This window comes from Kitasatospora sp. GAS204B, from assembly GCF_029892155.1.
Lineage (GTDB): Bacteria > Actinomycetota > Actinomycetes > Streptomycetales > Streptomycetaceae > Kitasatospora.
In genome coordinates this window covers 1-17720 of sequence record NZ_JARZAG010000043.1, presented here as the reverse complement: position 1 = coordinate 17720, position 17720 = coordinate 1, and the positions used below count along the sequence as shown (strand labels likewise).

At 73.1% G+C, this 17720-nt stretch carries 19 protein-coding genes and 3 pseudogenes; 7 read left to right on the top strand and 15 right to left on the bottom strand.

What is annotated here, in order from left to right:
- Nucleotides 1-110 precede the first annotated feature (110 nt).
- Both P3T41_RS34695 and P3T41_RS34690 read left to right on the top strand, forming a co-directional pair.
- The gene (locus P3T41_RS34695) at nucleotides 111-731 is read left to right on the top strand and encodes a cyclodeaminase/cyclohydrolase family protein (RefSeq protein ID WP_280694629.1); all 621 of its coding nucleotides are present in this window, start codon (nucleotides 111-113) and stop codon (nucleotides 729-731) included.
- Complete coding sequence (locus P3T41_RS34690) at nucleotides 728-1573, top strand: bifunctional 5,10-methylenetetrahydrofolate dehydrogenase/5,10-methenyltetrahydrofolate cyclohydrolase (protein ID WP_280694627.1); 846 nt, start codon at nucleotides 728-730, stop codon at nucleotides 1571-1573. The genes P3T41_RS34695 and P3T41_RS34690 overlap by 4 nt, the downstream gene beginning before the upstream one ends.
- Before the next feature lie 12 nt (nucleotides 1574-1585).
- On the opposite strand, the gene P3T41_RS34685 is transcribed toward P3T41_RS34690, so the two are convergent.
- The 5 genes and pseudogenes from P3T41_RS34685 to P3T41_RS34665 all read right to left on the bottom strand — a co-directional run bounded on the left by P3T41_RS34685 (nucleotide 1586) and on the right by P3T41_RS34665 (nucleotide 5827).
- A complete protein-coding gene (locus P3T41_RS34685) occupies nucleotides 1586-2830 on the bottom strand; it encodes a molybdopterin molybdotransferase MoeA (RefSeq protein ID WP_280694626.1) in 1245 nt (414 codons plus the stop codon).
- Nucleotides 2827-3141 (bottom strand): annotated as a pseudogene (locus tag P3T41_RS34680) (DUF6457 domain-containing protein); the annotation flags it as partial. The pseudogene P3T41_RS34680 and the gene P3T41_RS34685, both read right to left, overlap by 4 nt.
- Nucleotides 3142-3305: 164 nt before the next feature.
- A pseudogene (locus P3T41_RS34675) lies at nucleotides 3306-3968 on the bottom strand (molybdenum cofactor guanylyltransferase); the annotation flags it as partial.
- Nucleotides 3969-3999: 31 nt separating this feature from the next.
- Entirely contained in the window at nucleotides 4000-4953 is a 954-nt protein-coding gene (locus P3T41_RS34670) for an MBL fold metallo-hydrolase (RefSeq protein WP_280694624.1), read from the bottom strand.
- A 214-nt stretch (nucleotides 4954-5167) separates the two neighbouring features.
- Nucleotides 5168-5827 carry an NAD(P)H-dependent oxidoreductase gene (locus tag P3T41_RS34665; protein WP_280694623.1) on the bottom strand — a complete coding sequence of 220 codons (660 nt, stop codon included), beginning with the start codon at nucleotides 5825-5827 and terminating at the stop codon, nucleotides 5168-5170.
- 193 nt (nucleotides 5828-6020) lie between these two features.
- On the opposite strand from P3T41_RS34665, the gene P3T41_RS34660 reads away from it, so the two are divergent.
- Entirely contained in the window at nucleotides 6021-6374 is a 354-nt protein-coding gene (locus P3T41_RS34660) for a helix-turn-helix domain-containing protein (RefSeq protein WP_280694653.1), read from the top strand.
- A 54-nt stretch (nucleotides 6375-6428) separates the two neighbouring features.
- Here P3T41_RS34660 and P3T41_RS34655 read toward each other — a convergent pair whose 3' ends face one another.
- The gene (locus tag P3T41_RS34655) at nucleotides 6429-7082 is read right to left on the bottom strand and encodes a class I SAM-dependent methyltransferase (protein ID WP_280694651.1); all 654 of its coding nucleotides are present in this window, start codon (nucleotides 7080-7082) and stop codon (nucleotides 6429-6431) included.
- Nucleotides 7056-7721, bottom strand: a pseudogene (locus P3T41_RS34650) (HAD family hydrolase); the annotation flags it as partial. The gene P3T41_RS34655 and the pseudogene P3T41_RS34650, both read right to left, overlap by 27 nt.
- 129 nt (nucleotides 7722-7850) lie before the next feature.
- On the opposite strand from P3T41_RS34650, the gene P3T41_RS34645 reads away from it, so the two are divergent.
- Nucleotides 7851-8174 (top strand): DUF1330 domain-containing protein, encoded by a 324-nt coding sequence (locus tag P3T41_RS34645; RefSeq protein WP_280694622.1) that lies wholly within the window; start codon nucleotides 7851-7853, stop codon nucleotides 8172-8174.
- A 52-nt stretch (nucleotides 8175-8226) separates the two neighbouring features.
- On the opposite strand, the gene P3T41_RS34640 is transcribed toward P3T41_RS34645, so the two are convergent.
- The 4 genes from P3T41_RS34640 to dnaB all read right to left on the bottom strand — a co-directional run bounded on the left by P3T41_RS34640 (nucleotide 8227) and on the right by dnaB (nucleotide 12406).
- A complete protein-coding gene (locus tag P3T41_RS34640) occupies nucleotides 8227-9525 on the bottom strand; it encodes an RNA polymerase sigma factor (RefSeq protein WP_280694621.1) in 1299 nt (432 codons plus the stop codon).
- Between the two features lie 130 nt (nucleotides 9526-9655).
- Nucleotides 9656-10090, bottom strand: a complete 435-nt coding sequence (locus P3T41_RS34635) for a YciI family protein (protein WP_280694620.1) — start codon at nucleotides 10088-10090, stop codon at nucleotides 9656-9658.
- A gap of 230 nt (nucleotides 10091-10320) precedes the next feature.
- On the bottom strand, nucleotides 10321-10890 hold the full coding sequence (locus P3T41_RS34630) for a sugar O-acetyltransferase (protein WP_280694619.1): 570 nt from the start codon (nucleotides 10888-10890) through the stop codon (nucleotides 10321-10323).
- 49 nt (nucleotides 10891-10939) lie between these two features.
- Nucleotides 10940-12406 carry a replicative DNA helicase gene (dnaB, locus tag P3T41_RS34625; RefSeq protein WP_280694650.1) on the bottom strand — a complete coding sequence of 489 codons (1467 nt, stop codon included), beginning with the start codon at nucleotides 12404-12406 and terminating at the stop codon, nucleotides 10940-10942.
- Nucleotides 12407-12963: 557 nt separating this feature from the next.
- Here dnaB and P3T41_RS34620 point away from each other — a divergent pair.
- Nucleotides 12964-14364 (top strand): MATE family efflux transporter, encoded by a 1401-nt coding sequence (locus tag P3T41_RS34620; protein WP_280694618.1) that lies wholly within the window; start codon nucleotides 12964-12966, stop codon nucleotides 14362-14364.
- Nucleotides 14365-14497: 133 nt separating this feature from the next.
- On the opposite strand, the gene rplI is transcribed toward P3T41_RS34620, so the two are convergent.
- The 4 genes from rplI to rpsF form a co-directional block, all read right to left on the bottom strand.
- A complete protein-coding gene (gene rplI / locus P3T41_RS34615; protein ID WP_280694617.1) occupies nucleotides 14498-14944 on the bottom strand; it encodes a 50S ribosomal protein L9 in 447 nt (148 codons plus the stop codon).
- A 17-nt stretch (nucleotides 14945-14961) separates the two neighbouring features.
- A complete protein-coding gene (gene rpsR, locus P3T41_RS34610) occupies nucleotides 14962-15198 on the bottom strand; it encodes a 30S ribosomal protein S18 (RefSeq protein ID WP_030304537.1) in 237 nt (78 codons plus the stop codon).
- Between the two features lie 79 nt (nucleotides 15199-15277).
- A complete protein-coding gene (locus P3T41_RS34605; RefSeq protein ID WP_280694615.1) occupies nucleotides 15278-15895 on the bottom strand; it encodes a single-stranded DNA-binding protein in 618 nt (205 codons plus the stop codon).
- Between the two features lie 98 nt (nucleotides 15896-15993).
- Nucleotides 15994-16284, bottom strand: a complete 291-nt coding sequence (gene rpsF / locus P3T41_RS34600; protein WP_280694614.1) for a 30S ribosomal protein S6 — start codon at nucleotides 16282-16284, stop codon at nucleotides 15994-15996.
- A gap of 335 nt (nucleotides 16285-16619) precedes the next feature.
- Between rpsF and P3T41_RS34595 the strand changes: the two genes are divergently transcribed.
- Nucleotides 16620-16919, top strand: a complete 300-nt coding sequence (locus P3T41_RS34595; protein ID WP_280694613.1) for a hypothetical protein — start codon at nucleotides 16620-16622, stop codon at nucleotides 16917-16919.
- Between the two features lie 256 nt (nucleotides 16920-17175).
- Nucleotides 17176-17720 (top strand): peptidoglycan bridge formation glycyltransferase FemA/FemB family protein (locus tag P3T41_RS34590; protein ID WP_280694612.1); only part of this gene is annotated, 545 nt, incomplete at its 3' end.

Sequence of the window (17720 nt, the reverse complement as noted above, 5' to 3'; positions counted from 1 at the left end):
AAGGGCCGCGGTTCACCGAACGGCCTCGCCACCGTGCCGAGCCGCCATCTGACGGTCGATCAGCTATGCGAGAATGCGCCCTACCGACCCCCCTGCAAGGAAGAGCCGCCGTGCGCGACGACACAATCAGCGAGTTCCTGGACCGCCTGGCCGATCGGGTCCCCGCCCCGGGGGGCGGCGCGTCGGCCGCGCTGCACGCCGCTCAGGCGGCGGCGCTGCTGGCCATGGTGGCCCGCTACAGCACCGGGGAGAAGTACGCCGCCCACCAGCCGGTGGTGGAGCGGATCCTGCGGGAGAGCGACACGCTGCGCGGCCGGGCCCTGACCCTGGCCGAGCAGGACGCGGCCGCCTTCACCGCCGTCACCGACGCCTACCGGCTGCCCACGGACGACGACGCGGCCAAGGCGGCCCGCACGGCGGCGATCGCCCAGGCACTGGTCGGCGCCGCCCGCCCGCCGGCCGAGGTGATCACCGCCGCGCTGGACATCGTCGAACTGGCCGAGACCCTGCTGCCGATCGGCAACCCCAACGTGATCACCGACATCGCCGCCGCCGCCGAGGCGGCCCGGGCGGCGGCCACCACCGCCCGGGTCAACGTCGAGGTCAACCTGACCGGCATCCGCGAGGAGCGCACCCGCGAGGCGCTGCTGGCCGACACCGCCCGGGTGGACGAGATCGCCGCCCGCGCCGAGCGGGTCACCGCCGCCGTCCGGGCGGAGCTGGCCAAGTGACCGCCACCGTGCTCTCCGGCACCGAGCTGGCCAACGCGATCCGGGCCGAAGCCGCCGCCCGCGCCGAGGAGTTGGCCGCCGCCGGCCGGCGCCCACAGCTGGCCGTGGTCACCGCCACGGCCGACGAGTCCAGCGCCTGGTACGTCCGTTCGATCGTGCGCGCGGCCAAGAAGACCGGCCTGGAGTGCACCGTCCACGACCTGGGCCCGGACGCCGAGCCGAACGCGATCAGCGCCCGGCTGGCCGAACTCAGCGCCGACCACGCGGTGCACGGACTGATGCTGCAGACCCCGCTGCCGCCCGGCACCACCCTGGAGGAGCTCGCCTCGGCGATCGCCTTCGAGAAGGACGTCGACGGCGCCAACCCGCTCTCGCTGGGCCGCCTGGCCAGCGGGCTGCCCGCCTTCGCCCCGGCCACCGCCGAGGCCGTGGTCGCGCTGCTGGATCACTACCGGGTGCCGCTGAGCGGCCGTCAGGCCGTGGTGGTGGGCCGCTCCACGGTGGTCGGCAAGCCGGCCGCGCACCTGCTGCTCGACCGCGACGCCACGGTGACGGTCTGCCACTCGCGCACCGCCGACCTGGCGGCGGTGACCAGCGGCGCCGAGGTGCTGGTCGCGGCGGTGGGCCGACCCGGGCTGATCACGGCCGACCACGTGCGCCCAGGCGCCGTGGTGATCGACGTGGGCACCAACCCCACCCCGGACGGCGGCCTGGTGGGCGACGTGGCGCCGCAGGCCGCCGAACGGGCGGGCGCGCTGACCCCGGTGCCGGGCGGCGTGGGTCCGGTCACCACCGCGCTGCTGCTGCGGCACACGGTGCTGGCCGCCGACCGGGCCGGCTGACCACCACCCCGCTCACCCCGGCACGCCCAGCAGTTCCACCCGCTCGCCCGACGCCACACCGCCCGGCGGGACCACGGCCAGCGCCTCGGCCAGCGCCAGGCCGCGCAGCATCGCCGGGCCGTCGAAGGCCAGCGGCACCGGACCCCGCTCGCCCAGCCGCACCGGCAGCAGCCGGGTGTCGGCGGGGTGCCCGGGCAGCGCGGCGGCGGTCCGCACGATGCGGCCCGGGCCGGTCGGGCGCCCGGCGAGCGCGTCCAGCAGCGGCAGCGCCAGGGTGACCATGCCGGCCACGGCGGCCAGCGGGTTGCCGGGCAGTCCGACCAGATGACGCACCGGCCGGTCGGGGCCAGCCGGTGGCAGCTCGGCCAGCAGCATCGGGTGTCCGGGACGGACCGCCACCCCGTCCACCAGCGGCCGGGCACCGCAGTCGGCCAGCGCCGCGTGCAGGAAGTCCACCGGCCCGGACGCCGTACCGCCGGTGGTGACCACCACATCGGCCGGCGAGTGCCGCACCGCGTCCCGCAGCAGCGCGAAGTCGTCCCGCACCGTGCGCCGCCCCAGCACCTCGGCACCGGCCGTGCCCACCCAGGGCTGCAGCAGCGGGCCGAGCGCGTCGCGGACCAGCCCCGGCTCCGGCAGGCCGGACTCCAGCAACTCGTCGCCGAGCACCAGCAGTTCGACGGTGGGGCGGCGACGGACCGCCAGTCGGTCGTAGCCGCAGGCGGCGGCGAGGCCGAGGACGGCCGCCGTGACCGGCGTACCGGCCGGCAGCAACTCCTCGCCGCTGCGGCACTCCTGAGCACGCGGGCGGACGTCCTGGCCGGGCGCGGGCTCGCTGGGCACCATCGAGTGCAGCGTGCCGGGGCCCCTGCCCGGGCGCTCGACCCGGCCGTGCTCGCGGCGCAGCACCGCGGTCGCGCCGGGCGGCAGTTGGGCACCGGTGGCGATCTCGGTGGCCCAGCCGTCGGCCAGCGGCGGCGGGGTCCGCCCGGCCAGGACCCTCCCGGCCAGCCGCCACGGGCCCGGGCCGGCCACCGCCCAGCCGTCCATCGCGGAGGTGTCGAAGGCCGGCAGATCGGTGAGCGCGGCCAGCGGGACGGCCAGCGTGTGGCCGAGCGCGGCGTCGAGCTCGCGTTCGACAGCGGGCAGCGGACGCGCCGGAGCCCGGCCGGCGATCGCGCGCGCCCGTGGCCAGGACGCCACGGGGGTGGGGGTGGCGGCCCCCTGGGTGCCCAGCGGCGGCGCGGCGGCGCTCACGGCTGCTCCACGGCGGGCGGCGGAGGCGTCTCGGACGGCTGCGGCGCCGCCGGCCGCTGCGCCTCCTGCTCCGCCCCCGGCCCGGCGGCCCAGCGCTCGGCCAGCGCGGTCACCTGCCGCACGGCCTCGCCGACCGCGCCCGCCCCGCCACCACGGGCCGCGGCGGCGTAGCCGACCAGGAAGGTGGTCAGCGGGGCGGCCGGGCGGTCCACCCCGTGCGCCACCACCCGGGCGAGGTCGAGCAGTTCCCGGATCTCGGCCTTCGGGTCGATACCCAGCTCGGCCGCGGCCTCGGCCATCCAGTCGTCCAGCGTGCGTTCCATGGTGGTCCATGCTGCCTGATCCACGGCCCGCCACCGTGTCGCGCGGATCAGCGCATCGGGTCGTTTCGCTCACGGGGCCGCACCGGGGCTGTGAGCGAACAACCGTCGAGGGGCCCCGGGGTCGGTCCTGCCGCTCAGTCCTGCCGGTCCGCCCGGCTGCGGGCGGCAGCCAGCTCCTCCCAGGTGTCGCAGTCCTGCGACACGCCGTCAGGATCGGCCAGCCGGACCGTGCGCAGGCCGCCGGTCAGGCGCCGCAGCGGCAGGCCCGCCGGGTCGCCGAGGCCGGCCAGCGCGGCGCGCAGGGCCGACGTGCGGTAGGCGGCGGCCAGCGGCTGGTCGCGGCCCTCGGCATCGACCAGCACGGCCGCATCGACCTCGGCGACCTCGGCGACCTCGGCGACCTCGGCGATGAGGGCGGCCGCCAGCCGGCGCACGGTCGCCGCGTCCAGGAACGGCAGATCGGCGGCGAGCAGCAGCACCACCGGCGCGCGCACCGCCGGATCCGCCAGCCCGGCCGCGACGGCGGCCACCGGCCCGCCTCCGGGCGGCTGCTCCCTGGTCCACCGCGGCCCACCGGTCGCCGCCGGGCCGCCAGGGCGCATAGGCGCCGGCCCCACCACCACGGTGCTCCGAGCCCCCGCACAGGCGGCCAGGACCCGGTCCAGCAGGCTGCGGCCGCCGACCGTCAGCCGCGGCTTGTCGGCGCCGCCGAGCCGCCGGGCCGCGCCACCCGCGAGCACGATCGCGTCGTACCCGATCGCGCCGTCGTCCGCACCGCCGTCCGTGCCCTTCCAGTGAGCCGCTGCTCTGGTCATGGCCCCCAGTATCCGCGCTACGCCGGCTGCGCTACTCCGCGGCGGCCGGCCCGGCGTGCGCCTGGGCGCCGGCGGCCAGCACGGTCGGCAGGGTCAGCTCGCCGTACCGCTCACCGACCGCGGCGATCAGCGCGTCCGGATCGTGCGGGTGCCGCGCGAGCAGGTGGTCGAAGTCCTGCAGGTACTCGCCGGTGAAGGCCAGCACCCGGCCCGCGTCGTCGTCCTGCTCGGGCGCCCGGTGCCCGGCGATCACCCGGTTCACGCCCAGGTCGGCGATCCGGCCGAGATTGCGGATCCAGGTGGCGCGCTGCTCGGGCGTGGTCTCGACGGTCCACACGTGGGTGCCGTTCCAGACCAGGTCACCGGCGATCACCGTGCGCGAGCCGGGGACGTGCACCACGGTGCTGGTGGCGCAGTCGCCCTGGCCCAGGTAGAGCACCCGGATCAGCTGACGGTCGATCATCAGCGGCTGCGGCCGCAGCGGACGGGGCAGGATCGGGGCCTCGGGGATGTCGGCACCGTAGATCGGCCGCCACTGCCGGACCTTCTCGGCGGCCGTCGCGGCGATCGCCTCCACCACCGGCGGAGCGGCGAGCAGATGCGCCTGCGGGAAGAGCCGGAGCACCTCCTCGACCCCGAAGTAGTGGTCGGGATGCGGGTGGGTGATCACCACGGCCAGCAGGTTGCGTCCCTTGCCGGCGATCCATTCGGCCAGCTCGCGCCCGGCGCTGCGGGTCAGCTGGGCGTCCACCAGGATGGCGTCGCGCAGGCCGAGGATCAGGCTGGAGGTGGCGAAGAAGGCCGACTCCGGGCCGGTGAAGACCTCGATCGCCAGCGGCGGGCCGGGTGGGGTGGTCGCGGTGGCACCCACCGGCACGGGGGTGAGGCCGTGCCCGCCGGTCCCGCCGTCCTCGCCGTTGCCGCCGCCGCTCCCGCCTGATCGAGCGGGCTGGTTCGGCGATGACGGCGGTGGCGACGAGGTCACTTGGCTCTCCCTGATCCGCGGCGGTCCTCGCGCCCCGCCGGGCGGGGGCGCTGTCGGGACCAGCATGGAAGCCGACCCCCCGCGTCGCCCGGCAGGCGCGCCCGGGCGAGTGAGCCTCGACGGGCCGCTGCCACGGTCCGCCGGCCGGCCTTCGACGGACCGTCAGCGACGGCCCGCCGACGACGAAGTGTGGCGACACAGTGGCAACGGGGCGTCAGGCGTCGACGCGCTCCGCCAGCCGCCCGGCCAGCGCCTTCGCCTTGGCCGCCGCGTCCTCGTGGGCCTGCGCCTTGGAGGCGTCCGCGTGCTCGATGAACTCGGCGAGCGCGGGGTTGACCCGGGCCAGCGTCATCTCCGCCACGATGAAGTCCACGTCCATGCCCAGCAGCCCGGTGAAGGCCTTGCGCAGGTAGCTCTGGACGAACTCGAACTCGGCGCGCGGGGTGCCGGGCCCGTAGGCGCCACCGTTCGAGACGGCCACGGTGACCGGCTTGCCGGCGACCGAGCCGCCCTCGCCGCCGGTGCGGCCGAACAGCACCACCTGGTCGAGCCAGGCCTTCAGCGTGGAGGGGATGGTGAAGTTGTACATCGGGGCGCCGATCAGCACCGCGTCGGCCTGCTCCAGCTCGACGATCAGCTCCTCGCGCAGCGCGGCGGCGGCCCGCTGCTCCTCGGTGTGCGTCTCGGCCGGGGCCCACTGGGCGGCGATCGCGGCACCGCTGAGGTGCGGCACCGGGGTGACGCCCAGGTCGCGGTGGATCACGGTGCCGTCCGGGTTCGCGGCCTGCCACTCCCGGGCGAAGGTCGCGGCGACCTCACGGGAGACCGAGCCCTGGGTCACGGCCGAAGAGTCGATGTGCAGCAGCGTGGGCATGGCAATCCTCCATACATCGCGATAGGTACTGCCGTTTTCTTGGCAGCTGTCATTACCGTAGCAGCTAACTTTTCCGCAGTCACGATGGAATGGCCGTACCCTGGACGGCATGGGTGAGCCAGAGCTGGATCCGACAGGCTTGAGCACCACCGGGACCGTGCCGGAACCGAACGAGCTGTGCGAGGTCGCCTCGGTGGCGGCCGCGGCGACGCTCGGTCCGTGCACCAGCGTCGACAACGCGCTGACCCGGGTCTTCACGCTGCTCGGAAAGCGCTGGTCGGGGCTGGTGGTGGCGGTGCTCAGCAACGGCCCCGCGCACTTCTCCCAGCTTCGCCGGGCGATCCCCGGGATCAGCGAGCGGATGCTCTCCGACCGGCTGACCGAACTGGCCGAGGCCGGCCTGGTGGTCCGCCTGGTCGACGACGGACCACCGCTGCGGGTCAGCTACCGGCTGACCGAGGCGGGCCGGGCGCTGCGCCCGGCCCTGGACGAGCTGCGCAACTGGGCCGCCACCCATCTACCGGAGGCCGTCCCACCCGGCTGCTGAGCGGCCGCAGCGGACCAGCGGTTCGAGGGGCCAGCGGTTCGAGGGGCCAGCCGATCAGCGGTCGTTGGTGAAGCCGAACTCGCTCCACCGCACGTCGCCCCGCCCGTGCAGGTCCCCGCGCTCGTCCTGGTGCACGGCGCGCAGCCCCGCCGCCCGTGCCTGGTCGAGGACCTCCTCGGCCCGCACCGTGAACATCCGCCGCCCGGCCGGCACCGGACCGTGACGGACGGTCAGCAGCAGCATCCCGCCGGGGCCGAGCAGCCCGGCCACGGTGCGCATCGCCGTCGCCCGCTCGGCGGGTGCCAGGTGCATCCAGACCGCGATCACCGTGATCAGGTCGAAACGGGCGCCCTCGGCCAGCAGCGCCGGCAGCCCGGGCAGCGCGTCGTCCACCCAGCGGATCCCGGCCCCCTGGTGCAGCCGCTCGCCCGCCGCGCGCAACGCGGCGGTGGGCTCGACCGCGGTGACCTGGTGGCCCAGCGCCGCCAGCGCGGCGGCGTCCCGGCCGGAGCCGGCGCCGAGGTCCAGCACCCGGGCGGGCGCCGGCGGCAGCAGGTGCAGCCGTCCGTGGTGAACCTGCGCGAAGCTGACGCTCTCGTACTGCTCGACCAGCACGGCGGCCTCGTCCTGATAGCCGGCCGTGCCCGCGGCGGCGCCCCGGTCCGCCCCGCGCGCCAGGTCCGCGAGCAGCCCGGGCAGCTCGCGCATCTCGTGGAAGACCTGCTGCGCGCCCGCCTCAGCCAACGACTCCGCCGAGGTCAGGCCGCCCGCGTAGCCGAGCACCCGCATCCCGGCCGCGCGGGCCGCCCGGACGCCCGGGCCGCTGTCCTCCACCACCACGCAGCCCGCCGCCGGCACGCCCATCCGCCCCGCCGCGTGCAGGAACAGGTCAGGGGCGGGCTTGCCCCGGTCGACCTCGGTGGCGCTGAAGATCCGACCGTCGAAGTAGTCGTACAGGCCGGTCCGCCCCAGGGTGTGCCGCATCTTCTCGTGACTGCCGCTGGAGGCCACGCAGGACGGCCGGTGCAGCGCCGCCAGCGCCGCCTCGATCCCGTCGACCGGTGCCAACTCCCGGTCCACCGCCACCCGGTGCCGCTCCTCGAAGGCCCGCTGCCAGTCGGCGGCCACCGCCGCGCCCAGCCGCTCGGCGACCTGCTCGCCGATCGAGGCGGTCGAGCGGCCGACGAACCGCGCCACCACCTCCGCCCCGGTGAGCGGCCAGCCGAACTCGGCACCGAGTGCCACGTGCAGCCGGACCGCGATCCGCTCACTGTCCACCAGCACCCCGTCGCAGTCGAAGATGACCAGGTCGACGCGATCGTTCGTACGGCTGTCGGTTTCTGTCATCGGGTCAGACTAGGCATGTCCCCCGCACACCGGTCACCGGCCTACCTATGGCTGACCGATTCGCCCGGACCGCGCCGTCCGTACTGTCGACAGCGGAACGAACGAACCGGTCGCAACCTGGAGGACACCATGACCGCCTACGCCCTCGGCCACCTGCACACCGTCGACTTCAACGCCGGGATCGTCGAGTACCTGGAGCGGATCGACGCCACCCTCGACCCCTTCGACGGCCGCTTCCTGGTCCACGGCAACCCCGTCGACCTGCGCGAGGGAAGCTGGTCGGGCGACCTGGTGCTGATCGAGTTCCCCGACCTGGCGCGGGCCCAGGCCTGGTACGACTCCCCCGCCTACCAGGACATCCTCGCGCTGCGCACCGACAACGCCGTCTGCGACGTCCTGCTGGTCGGCGGAGTCGACGCCGGCTACCGCGCCGTGGCAACGCTCGCCCACTGAGGAGCACCTGCGGAGCCTGGTCGCTCGAGGCCTGCGCCGGTGTGTCGGCCCGTCAGTTCGACTGCCGGGCGCACTCCGCCGCCCGAGCCAGCAGCAACGCGTGCTCCCGGCCGTTGCGGGTGAGCGCGGCCGCCTGTTCGAACTCCGCCCGGGCCTCGGCCACCCGACCCAGCTTCGCCAGCAGGTCACCGCGGACGGCGGGCAGCAGGTGGTACCCACGCAGTGCGGGCTCGTCGCGGAGCTGGTCGAGCAGGTCGAGTCCGATCGCCGGGCCGAACGCCATGCCCAGCGCGACCGCCCGGTTCAGCTCCACCACCGGGGAGGGCGCCCGGCGGGCCAGCGCCTCGTAGAGCGCGGCGATCCGCACCCAGTCGGTCTGCTCGGCGCTCACCGCGCGGGCGTGGCAGGCGGCGATCGCGGCCTGCAGCGCGTACGGGCCGGGCGGGCCGGCGGCCAGCTCCTCGGCCCGGGCCAGCGCCGCCAGGCCGCGCCGGATCAGCAGCTGGTCCCAGCGTGACCGGTCCTGGTCGAGCAGCAGCACCGGGGCACCGTCCGTGCCGGTTCTGGCCTGCGCCCGGGAGGCCTGGACCTCCAGCAGCGCGACCAGCCCGTGCACCTCCGGCTCGCTCGGGACCAGCCCGGCCAGCACCCGCCCCAGCCGCAGCGCGTCCTCGCAGAGGGCGGGGCGCATCCAGTCGTCGCCGGCCGTCGCCGCGTAACCCTCGTTGAAGATCAGGTAGATCACCTCGAGGACCGAGTCCAGCCGCTGGGCCAGCTCCGGACCGCTGGGCACCTCGAACGGCACCTCGGCGCTGGCCAGCGTCCGCTTGGCGCGGACGATCCGCTGGGCGACCGTCGACTCCGGGACCAGGAAGGCCCGGGCGATCTCCTCGGTGGTGAGCCCGCCGAGCAGCCGCAGGGTCAGGGCCACCCGCGCCTCGGTGGCGAGCACCGGGTGGCAGGCGATGAAGACCAGGCGCAGCAGGTCGTCCTCGATCTCCTCGGCCTGCTCGACGAACTGCTCGGGGCCCGGCGCGGGCTCGGCGGCCAGCTGGTGGCCGAACTGGTCGAGCTTGCCGGCCAGCCGCTGCTCACGGCGGACCAGGTCGATCGCGCGGCGCTTGGCGGTGGTCATCAGCCAGGCGCCCGGGTTGCGTGGCACGCCGTCCCTGGGCCACTGCTCCAGCGCGGCGACCAGCGCGTCCTGCGCCAGCTCCTCGGCGAGGTCGAGGTCCCGCACGATCCGGGTCAGCCCGGCGATCAGCCGCGGCGACTCGATCCGCCAGACGGCGTCCACCGCGCGGTGCGCGGCCGGGTCGGCATCAGGGTGGTGCGGCTGGGCGGTGGTCACGGCTACCCATCAGAGCAGCGGGCGACGGGGGGTCGCAAGCGCAAGCTACGCCCGGCTCGGGGTGTGCAACCTTTGCAAACCCCGAGCCGGGCGTAGCTCACCTGCTCAGCAGCTCACCCGCTCGGCGCCCTTACCGAGCCTGCGCCTGCTGGCGCCGCACCTCTTCGGCCAGTGCCTGCTCGCGCTCCAGCGCGTCCGGCGGCAGCACGTCGGCCGGGAAGTCGGTGGGCTCGAAGATCTGCCGCAGCTCCACCTCCCCGCCCTCGCCGAACGGCACCCGGCAGGCCCACTCGACGGCCTCCTCGCGCGACTTCACCTGGATCAGCCAGTAGCCCGCGATCAGCTCCTTGGCCTCGGTGAAAGGCCCGTCGGTCACCTTCGGCTTCCCGCCCGGCCAGCTGACCCGGAACCCCTTCGAACTCGGGTGCAGCCCGTCGGCCGCCAGCAGCACCCCGGCCTTCACCAGTTCCTCGTTGTAGCGGCCCATCTCCTCGAACACCTCCGGCGGCGGCAGCACGCCGGACTCGGTGTTCTCATCAGCCCGGACGATCATCATGTAGCGCATCGCAGTCTCCTTCTCGGCCCGGCTCCCGAGCGGCCTCTCCACCCGGTTCCATCCAGCCTTCACCCATGCGTCGAACGGCGGCACGCCGAATCGACACCGCGGCTGAACTTTTTCCGAACCACCCGCCGGTGCGCCTCCTCCCCCGGCGTCACCCCCAGCCGGCGCCAGCCTGCTCCCGCACGCAGAGGTCTGGCCTCCCTGGACCTGACCGTCCTCGACTGAGCCACCGCTCAGCTGGTCCGCCCGTCCAGGGCGCGCACGATCCGGGCCGGGTTGCCCACCGCCAGCACCCCGGCCGGCAGGTCCTTGGTGACCACCGCGCCGGCCCCGACCACCGTGTTCTCGGCGATCGTCACACCAGGACAGACGATCACCCCGCCACCGAGCCAGACGTTGTCGCCGATCGTCACCGGGACCGCCCGCTCCCAGCCGACCCGGCGGCGATCCGGATCCAGTTCGTGAGTCGGCGTCAGGAGCTGGACGTTCGGCCCGATCTGCACGTCCGCCCCGATGGTGACGGGCGCCGCGTCGAGGAAGACCGCACCGAAGTTGACGAACGTACGGGCCCCGATGCTGATGTGGTAGCCGAAGTCGCACTGGAACGGAGGCCGGATCCGCACCCCGTCGCCCACCGAGCCGAGCAACTCCTCCAGGACCGCCCGGCGCTCGCCCGCAGCGAGCCGGCCGGCCGCGTTGTACGCCGCACAGAGCGCGGCCCGCCTCTCGGAATCCGCGCCCAACTCGGGGTCGTCGGGGAGGTACCAGTCCCCGGCCAGCATGCGCTGCTTGTTCTCGCCCACGGGTCTCCTCTCGGATCGGGATCAGCCACGCTCCGCACCCGCCGCCGCCTCAGTCCCGCGTCATGTCCACGAACCGCGAGTAGTGGCCCTGGAAGGCGACCGTGATGGTGGCCGTCGGACCGTTACGGTGCTTGGCCACGATCAGGTCGGCCTCGCCCGCGCGGGGGGACTCCTTCTCGTAGGCGTCCTCGCGGTGAAGCAGGATGACCATGTCGGCGTCCTGCTCGATGGAGCCCGATTCACGCAGGTCGGAGACCATCGGCTTCTTGTCGGTGCGCTGCTCGGGGCCACGGTTCAGCTGGGAGAGCGCGATCACCGGGACCTCCAGCTCCTTCGCCAGCAGCTTCAGGTTTCGCGACATGTCGGAGACCTCCTGCTGACGGCTCTCGGCCCGTCTCGAGCCGCCGGACTGCATCAGCTGGAGGTAGTCGATGACGACCAGCTTGAGGTCGGCGCGCTGCTTCAGGCGCCGGCACTTGGCGCGGATCTCCATCATCGACAGGTTCGGCGAGTCGTCGATGTAGAGCGGAGCCGCCGTCACGTCCGGCATCCGGCGCGCCACTCGGGTCCAGTCGTCGTCCGTCATGTTGCCCGAACGCATGTGGTGCAGCGCGACCCTGGCCTCCGCCGAGAGCAGGCGCATGGCGATCTCGTTGCGGCCCATTTCGAGCGAGAAGATCACGCTCGGCAGGCCGTTGGTGATCGAGCAGGCCCGGGAGAAGTCCAGGGCCAGTGTCGACTTTCCCATGGCCGGGCGCGCCGCGATCACGATCATCTGCCCGGGGTGCAGCCCGTTGGTGAGCGCGTCCAGGTCGGCGAAGCCGGTCGGGACGCCCGACATCTGGCCCTGCCGGGAGCCGATCGCCTCGATCTCGTCGAGGGCGCCCTCCATGATGTCGGCCAGCGGCGCATAGTCCTCGCTGGTGCGCTGCTCGGTGACGGCGTAGATCTCGGCCTGGGCGGCGTTGACGATCTCGTCCACATCGCCCTCGGCGGCGTAGCCCATGCCGGCGATCCGGGTGCCCGCCTCGACCAGGCGGCGCAGCACGGCGCGCTCGTGGACGATCTCGGCGTAGTACTCGGCGTTGGCGGCGGTGGGGACGGAGTTGACCAGGGTGTGCAGGTAGCCGGGGCCGCCGACCCGGGTGAGCTCGCCGCGCTTGGTCAGCTCGCTGGCGACGGTGATCGGGTCGGCCGGCTCGCCGCGGGCGTAGAGGTCGAGGATCGCGCTGTGGATGAGCTCGTGGGCCGGGCGGTAGTAGTCGAGCGGCTTGAGCACCTCGACGACGTCGGCGATGGCGTCCTTGGAGAGCATCATGCCGCCGAGCACGGACTGCTCGGCCGGCAGGTCCTGCGGTGGGACCCGCTCGAAACCCTCGACGCCGCCCTCCCGGCCGCCGTCGCGCCCCCCGTCCCGACCGCCGTCACGCCCGCGCTCGCCGTCACGCTTGCGGAACTCACCCTTGCCACCACCACCGCCCCCGGCGGCCTCGCCGCGGTTGCGGGTGACCGGCAGGCGGTCGCTGGGGCCGGCGGCGGGGAATGAGGGGCCGAACGCGTCGTCGGACGGCTGCCAGTCGTCCTCCGGGGGCGGCGGCACGTCGTGGTCGTCGTACTGGGGGCCGGTCACGCTTGTTCCCCGTTCAGCGAGCGGTGCGAGTCTGGTGCAAAGACGAGGTGGCCTGGGTGGTGGAAGGGCACCATCACGGTCCGCTCCACCTCCTTCATACGCCACACGGCCGACAGAACGGCGGCCGGGTGCGGGCGCGGCGCGTCGGGTGAGCGACCACGCTAAGGCGCGCGTGGGCCTAGTTCCAAGAAAATCCGGGGCAGTTATCCACAGGGGGTGGGGATGAACTGCATATCACTGTGGACAACTGCCCGAAACCTGTGCACAAGCTTGGGGAAAGTCCTGTGGATAACCAGACGATCCGCCCGGTGTCAACTCGCTGACCTGGGATGACTCTTTCCACCGGCTGTGCATGAGAAAAACTTCACACAGCTGGGCACCCAGCAGCCGTAATGACCAAGACTCCATGTACTGCTTACCGGTGCATGCCTTACGGTATCCGCATGACTGCTGGCCCCTCGACCGCTGAGCCGACTCCCCCCGCGCCCAGCACGCCCGGCACCGAGCGGCCGGCCGCCGCCGAGCTCCGGCACGAGCGCCGCCGGCACGACCGGGAGATCCTCGCGCTGGCCGTGCCGGCCTTCGGCGCGCTGGTGGCCGAGCCGCTCTTCCTGCTCGGCGACTCGGCGATCGTCGGCCACCTCGGCACCGCCCAGCTGGCCGGCCTCGGCGTGGCCGGCACCGCGCTGAGCACGCTCGCCGGGATCTTCGTCTTCCTGGCCTACGCGACCACCGCCGCGGTGGCCCGGCGGATCGGCGCCGGCGACCGCAGGGCGGCCGTCCAGCAGGGCATCGACGGTGTCTGGCTGGCCCTGCTGCTCGCCGTCCCGGTCGGGCTGCTGGCGGCCCTGCTGGCCCCACGGGTGGCCGACCTGCTCGGCGCCTCGGCCACCGCCGCCCCGTACGCGGTGACCTACCTGCGGATCAGCGCCTTGGGCATCCCGGCCATGCTGATGGTGCTGGCCGCCACCGGCGTGCTGCGCGGCCTGCAGGACACCCGTACACCGCTGCTGGTGGCCGTGGCCGGCTTCACCGCCAACCTCGGGCTCAACTTCGCCCTGGTCTACGGCGCCGACCTGGGCGTGGCCGGCTCGGCCTGGGGCACGGTCCTGGCCCAGAACGCGATGGCCGCGGCCTACCTGGCCGTGGTGGTCCGCGGCGCCCGCCGCGAGCGGGCCGCGCTGCGTCCCGACCCCGCCGGGATCCGGGCCTGTGCCCGGGCCGGCGGGCCGTTGATGATCCGTACCCTCAGCCTGCGCGCGGTGCTGGTGCTGGCCACCGCGGTGGCCGCGCGGCTCGGCGACCGCGAGGTGGCGGCCCATCAGATCGCCATGGCGCTCTGGAGTTTCCTGGCTTTCGCGCTGGATGCCATCGCGATAGCCGGGCAGGCGATCATCGGCCGCTACCTGGGTGCCGGGGACCGCGCCGGTGCCCGGGCGGCGACCCGGCGGATGGTCGAGTGGGGGCTCGGCTCGGGGCTGCTGCTCGGCCTGCTGGTGGTACTGGCCCGGCCGCTCTACGTCCCCCTCTTCACCGCCGACCCGGCGGTCCGCGCGCAGCTCTCCGTGGTCCTGCTGCTGGTCGCGCTGACCCAGCCCGCCTCGGGACCGGTCTTCGTGCTGGACGGGGTGCTGATGGGCGCCGGCGACGGCGGCTACCTGGCCTGGGCGATGCTCGGCACGCTGGCCGCCTTCGCGCCGCTGGTCCTGGTGGTGCCCTCGCTCGGCTGGGGGCTGGCCGGCGTCTGGTGGGCGCTGAACCTCTTCATCCTGCTGCGCTGCGCCTTCCTGCTCGGCCGGTTGCGCACCGGCCGCTGGCTGGTGACCGGCGCGGTCCGGGCCTGAACACCCGAGGCGAACCGCCGCGCGCCAGGCGGCACCGCAGACCGGCACGCGGACCGGCACCGGAGACGCGAAAGGGCCGGCCCTCCCCTGCGGGAGGCCCGGCCCTTTCGTTGACGCGTTACCGCAGCCTGGATCAGGCGGCGACGACGGCGACGTCGAGGTCGGCCTTGACGTCGGCGTGCAGCTTGACCGAGACCTTGTGGGTGCCCACGGTCTTGATCGGCGAGGCGATCGTGACGGCGCGCTTGTCCACCGCCGGGCCGCCGGCGGCCTTGACGGCCTCGACGACGTCGGCCTGGGTCACCGAGCCGAACAGGCGGCCGGCGTCGCCGGAGCGAACGGCCAGCTTGACCTGCAGACCCTCGAGCTTGGCCTTGAACTCGTTGGCCGCCTCGATGGTCTGGATCTCGTGGATCTTGCGAGCGCGACGGATCGCGTCGACGTCCTTCTGGCCGCCCTTGGTCCAGCGGATGGCGAAGCCACGCGGAACCAGGTAGTTACGGGCGTAACCGTCCTTGACCTCGACGATCTCGCCGGCGCCACCGAGGCCAGGGACCTCGTGAGTGAGGATGATCTTCATTTTTCGGTCACCCTCTCTTAGCGCGCGGTGCTGGTGTAGGGCAGCAGCGCCATCTCACGGCTGTTCTTCACGGCCGTGGCGACGTCACGCTGGTGCTGGGTGCAGTTGCCGGTGACCCGGCGGGCACGGATCTTTCCGCGGTCGGAGATGAACTTCCGCAGCAGGTTCGTGTCCTTGTAGTCAACGTAGTTGACCTTGTCCTTGCAGAAGACGCAAACCTTCTTCTTCGGCTTGCGAGCAGGCGGCTTCGCCATGGTGTGCTCCAAATGAGGATCACGATCCGGGGCCCGCATCGAGTGCGGGAGTCCCGGGTCGCACGAAATCTGTCAGCTCTTAGAACGGGGGCTCTTCCGAGAAGCCGCCACCGGACGGGGCACCCCAGCCGCCGCCACCCTGGTTGCCACCAGAGGGAGCGCTGGACGCCCAGGGGTCGTCGGAGGGACCGGACTGGCCACCCGAGGCGTTGCCGCCCCAGTTGCCACCCTGGCCGCCACCGTTGCCACCCCAACCGCCGCCCTGGCCGCCGCCGCCGGCCTGCTGGCCACCGCCGGCAAAGCCGCCGCCGGCACCACCAGGAGCGCCGGACCGGTTGGCCCGGGTCACCTTGGCGGTCGCCGAGCGCAGGCTCGGTCCGACCTCGTCGACCTCGACCTCGAAGACCGTCCGCTTCTCGCCTTCCTTGGTCTCGTAAGACCGCTGGCGCAGTCGGCCCTGCACGATCACGCGCATGCCGCGCTGCAGCGACTCGGCCACGTTCTCCGCCGGCTGACGCCAGACGTTGCACGTGAGGAAGAGGCTCTCGCCGTCCTTCCACTCGTTGGTCTGGCGGTCGAAGGTGCGGGGAGTGGACGCGATGCGGAACTTCGCGACCGCCGCACCCGAGGGGGTGAAACGCAGCTCGGGGTCGTCGACGAGATTGCCGACGAGGGTGATGACGGTCTCGCCTGCCATGGTGTGCTGACCTCTCGGGAGGAAGAGTTCCGTTCAGCGATGTTTCACGTGAAACATCGGACATGAGCCTTCGGGACTTCAGAAGTCCCGAGGGTGGCTCAGTGGGTGTCCGGGCGCAGGACCTTGGTCCGCAGAACCGACTCGCTCAGCGACATCTGGCGGTCGAGCTCCTTGACGACCTCAGGCGTGGCCTTGAGGTCGATGACCGAGTAAATGCCCTCGGGCTGCTTCTTGATCTCGTACGCCAGGCGGCGACGACCCCAGGTGTCGACCTTCTCAACGGTGCCACCGCCGGTGCGGACGACGTTGAGGAAGTTCTCGATCAGGGGGGAGACAGCGCGCTCCTCGACCGAGGGGTCGAGGATGACCATCACCTCGTAGTGACGCATGGGTAAACCCACCTCCTTTGGACTCAGCGGCCACGGTCTCTCCGTGGCAGGAGGGTTGTACGGCGTCGGCACTGGAGCCGTGCCGACCTCGGACCACTGTGGTGGGACCACGGTAGTGACCAGGTCTGACAGTCGGACCCCGCCGGACCCGAAACGGGCCACCGACCCGCGAGCGGGCAGGCGAGGACGCAGATACACCAGTGCAGATCGCTCAGCCTACCCGCACCCATCCGGACGAACAAAACACCCATGGATTGCCGGGACGTCTGGAGCGGCGCAATCTTGGGCAGAACGGGTACACACACCGCGCTCGCCCTCCGCAGGAGGTGGGTTCCATGGCACAGACCATCCGCCGATTCCCCGCGCTCACCCTCAACACCGACGGTCACCGGCACCCCAGGGAGAACACCCTGGTGGGCCTGACCGTGATCCTGGGCCTGGTGGCCTTCAGCACGTCCTTCGTGCACAGCCTGCACCTGCTGAGTTCCTGGACCGGGCTCGCCGGCGTCATCGTCGGCCTGTGGAGCCAGTTCATCTCAGTGACCACCGCCGAGCGGTTCGTGACGGTGATCGCACTGGCCGCCTCCGCGTTCGGTCTCGGCATCGGTCTGGCCCATGGCGGCCTCTTCGGCTGACCTCCGGGGCAGCCGCCCGGCGGCAGCCCGGTTCACAGCCGGCGCATCAGACGGCGCTCTCCCCTCGGAGGGCGCCGTTCGCGCCGTTCCGGCACCCGATCGCGGACCGCACCCCTAGGGTTCCGTCAGCGCGCCGCGTGTGACCCGGCCGAAACGGACCATTCGGACGATAAGGTCACAGAGCCATCGATAGGGTCACACAGCCATAGGGTCGCGAGGCCGACACCCGCAGTCCACTCCAAGGAGCACCCCGAGCATGAGCCTGCGTCTGAGGACGATCACCCGTGAGGAGCATCTCGCCTTCATCCGGAGCCTGCCGTCAGCGAGCCACATGCAGGTGCCGTCCTGGGGCGAGGTGAAGTCGGAGTGGCGCAGCGAGTCGATCGGGTGGATCGATGCTTCGGGTGCGGTGGTCGGTGCCGGTCTGGTGCTCTACCGGCAGTTGCCCAAGCTCAAGCGCTACCTGGCCTATCTGCCGGAGGGGCCGACGATCGACTGGTTCGACCAGGATCTCGACCGGTGGCTGAGCCCGATGCTGGCGCATCTGAAGGCGCAGGGCGCGTTCTCGGTGAAGATGGGGCCGCCGGTGGTGATCCGCCGTTGGGAGTCCACCACCATCAAGGAGGCGATCGCCGGTGGTCAGGCCAAGCGGCTGCGGGACCTCGACCCCGACTGGTACGAGCCGCAGGCCTTCGAGCTGGCCGACCGGCTGCGCCGGGGCGGCTGGCTGCAGGGCGAGGACGGCGGGGCCGGTTTCGGTGACGTGCAGCCGCGCTACGTCTTCCAGGTGGCGCTGGCCGG

What these genes read in the sequence shown, in the direction of transcription:
- P3T41_RS34665 (WP_280694623.1), bottom strand. Translation starts at nt 5,827, where the DNA reads ATGCCCACGCTGCTGCACATCGACTCTTCGGCCGTGACCCAGGGCTCG.
- P3T41_RS34595 (WP_280694613.1), top strand. Translation starts at nt 16,620, where the DNA reads ATGGCACAGACCATCCGCCGATTCCCCGCGCTCACCCTCAACACCGAC.
- P3T41_RS34655 (WP_280694651.1), bottom strand. Translation starts at nt 7,082, where the DNA reads ATGCGCGAGCTGCCCGGGCTGCTCGCGGACCTGGCGCGCGGGGCGGAC.
- rpsR (WP_030304537.1), bottom strand. Translation starts at nt 15,198, where the DNA reads ATGGCGAAGCCGCCTGCTCGCAAGCCGAAGAAGAAGGTTTGCGTCTTC.
- rpsF (WP_280694614.1), bottom strand. Translation starts at nt 16,284, where the DNA reads ATGCGTCACTACGAGGTGATGGTCATCCTCGACCCCTCGGTCGAGGAG.
- rplI (WP_280694617.1), bottom strand. Translation starts at nt 14,944, where the DNA reads ATGAAGATCATCCTCACTCACGAGGTCCCTGGCCTCGGTGGCGCCGGC.
- P3T41_RS34635 (WP_280694620.1), bottom strand. Translation starts at nt 10,090, where the DNA reads ATGCGCTACATGATGATCGTCCGGGCTGATGAGAACACCGAGTCCGGC.
- P3T41_RS34645 (WP_280694622.1), top strand. Translation starts at nt 7,851, where the DNA reads ATGACCGCCTACGCCCTCGGCCACCTGCACACCGTCGACTTCAACGCC.
- P3T41_RS34620 (WP_280694618.1), top strand. Translation starts at nt 12,964, where the DNA reads ATGACTGCTGGCCCCTCGACCGCTGAGCCGACTCCCCCCGCGCCCAGC.
- P3T41_RS34605 (WP_280694615.1), bottom strand. Translation starts at nt 15,895, where the DNA reads ATGGCAGGCGAGACCGTCATCACCCTCGTCGGCAATCTCGTCGACGAC.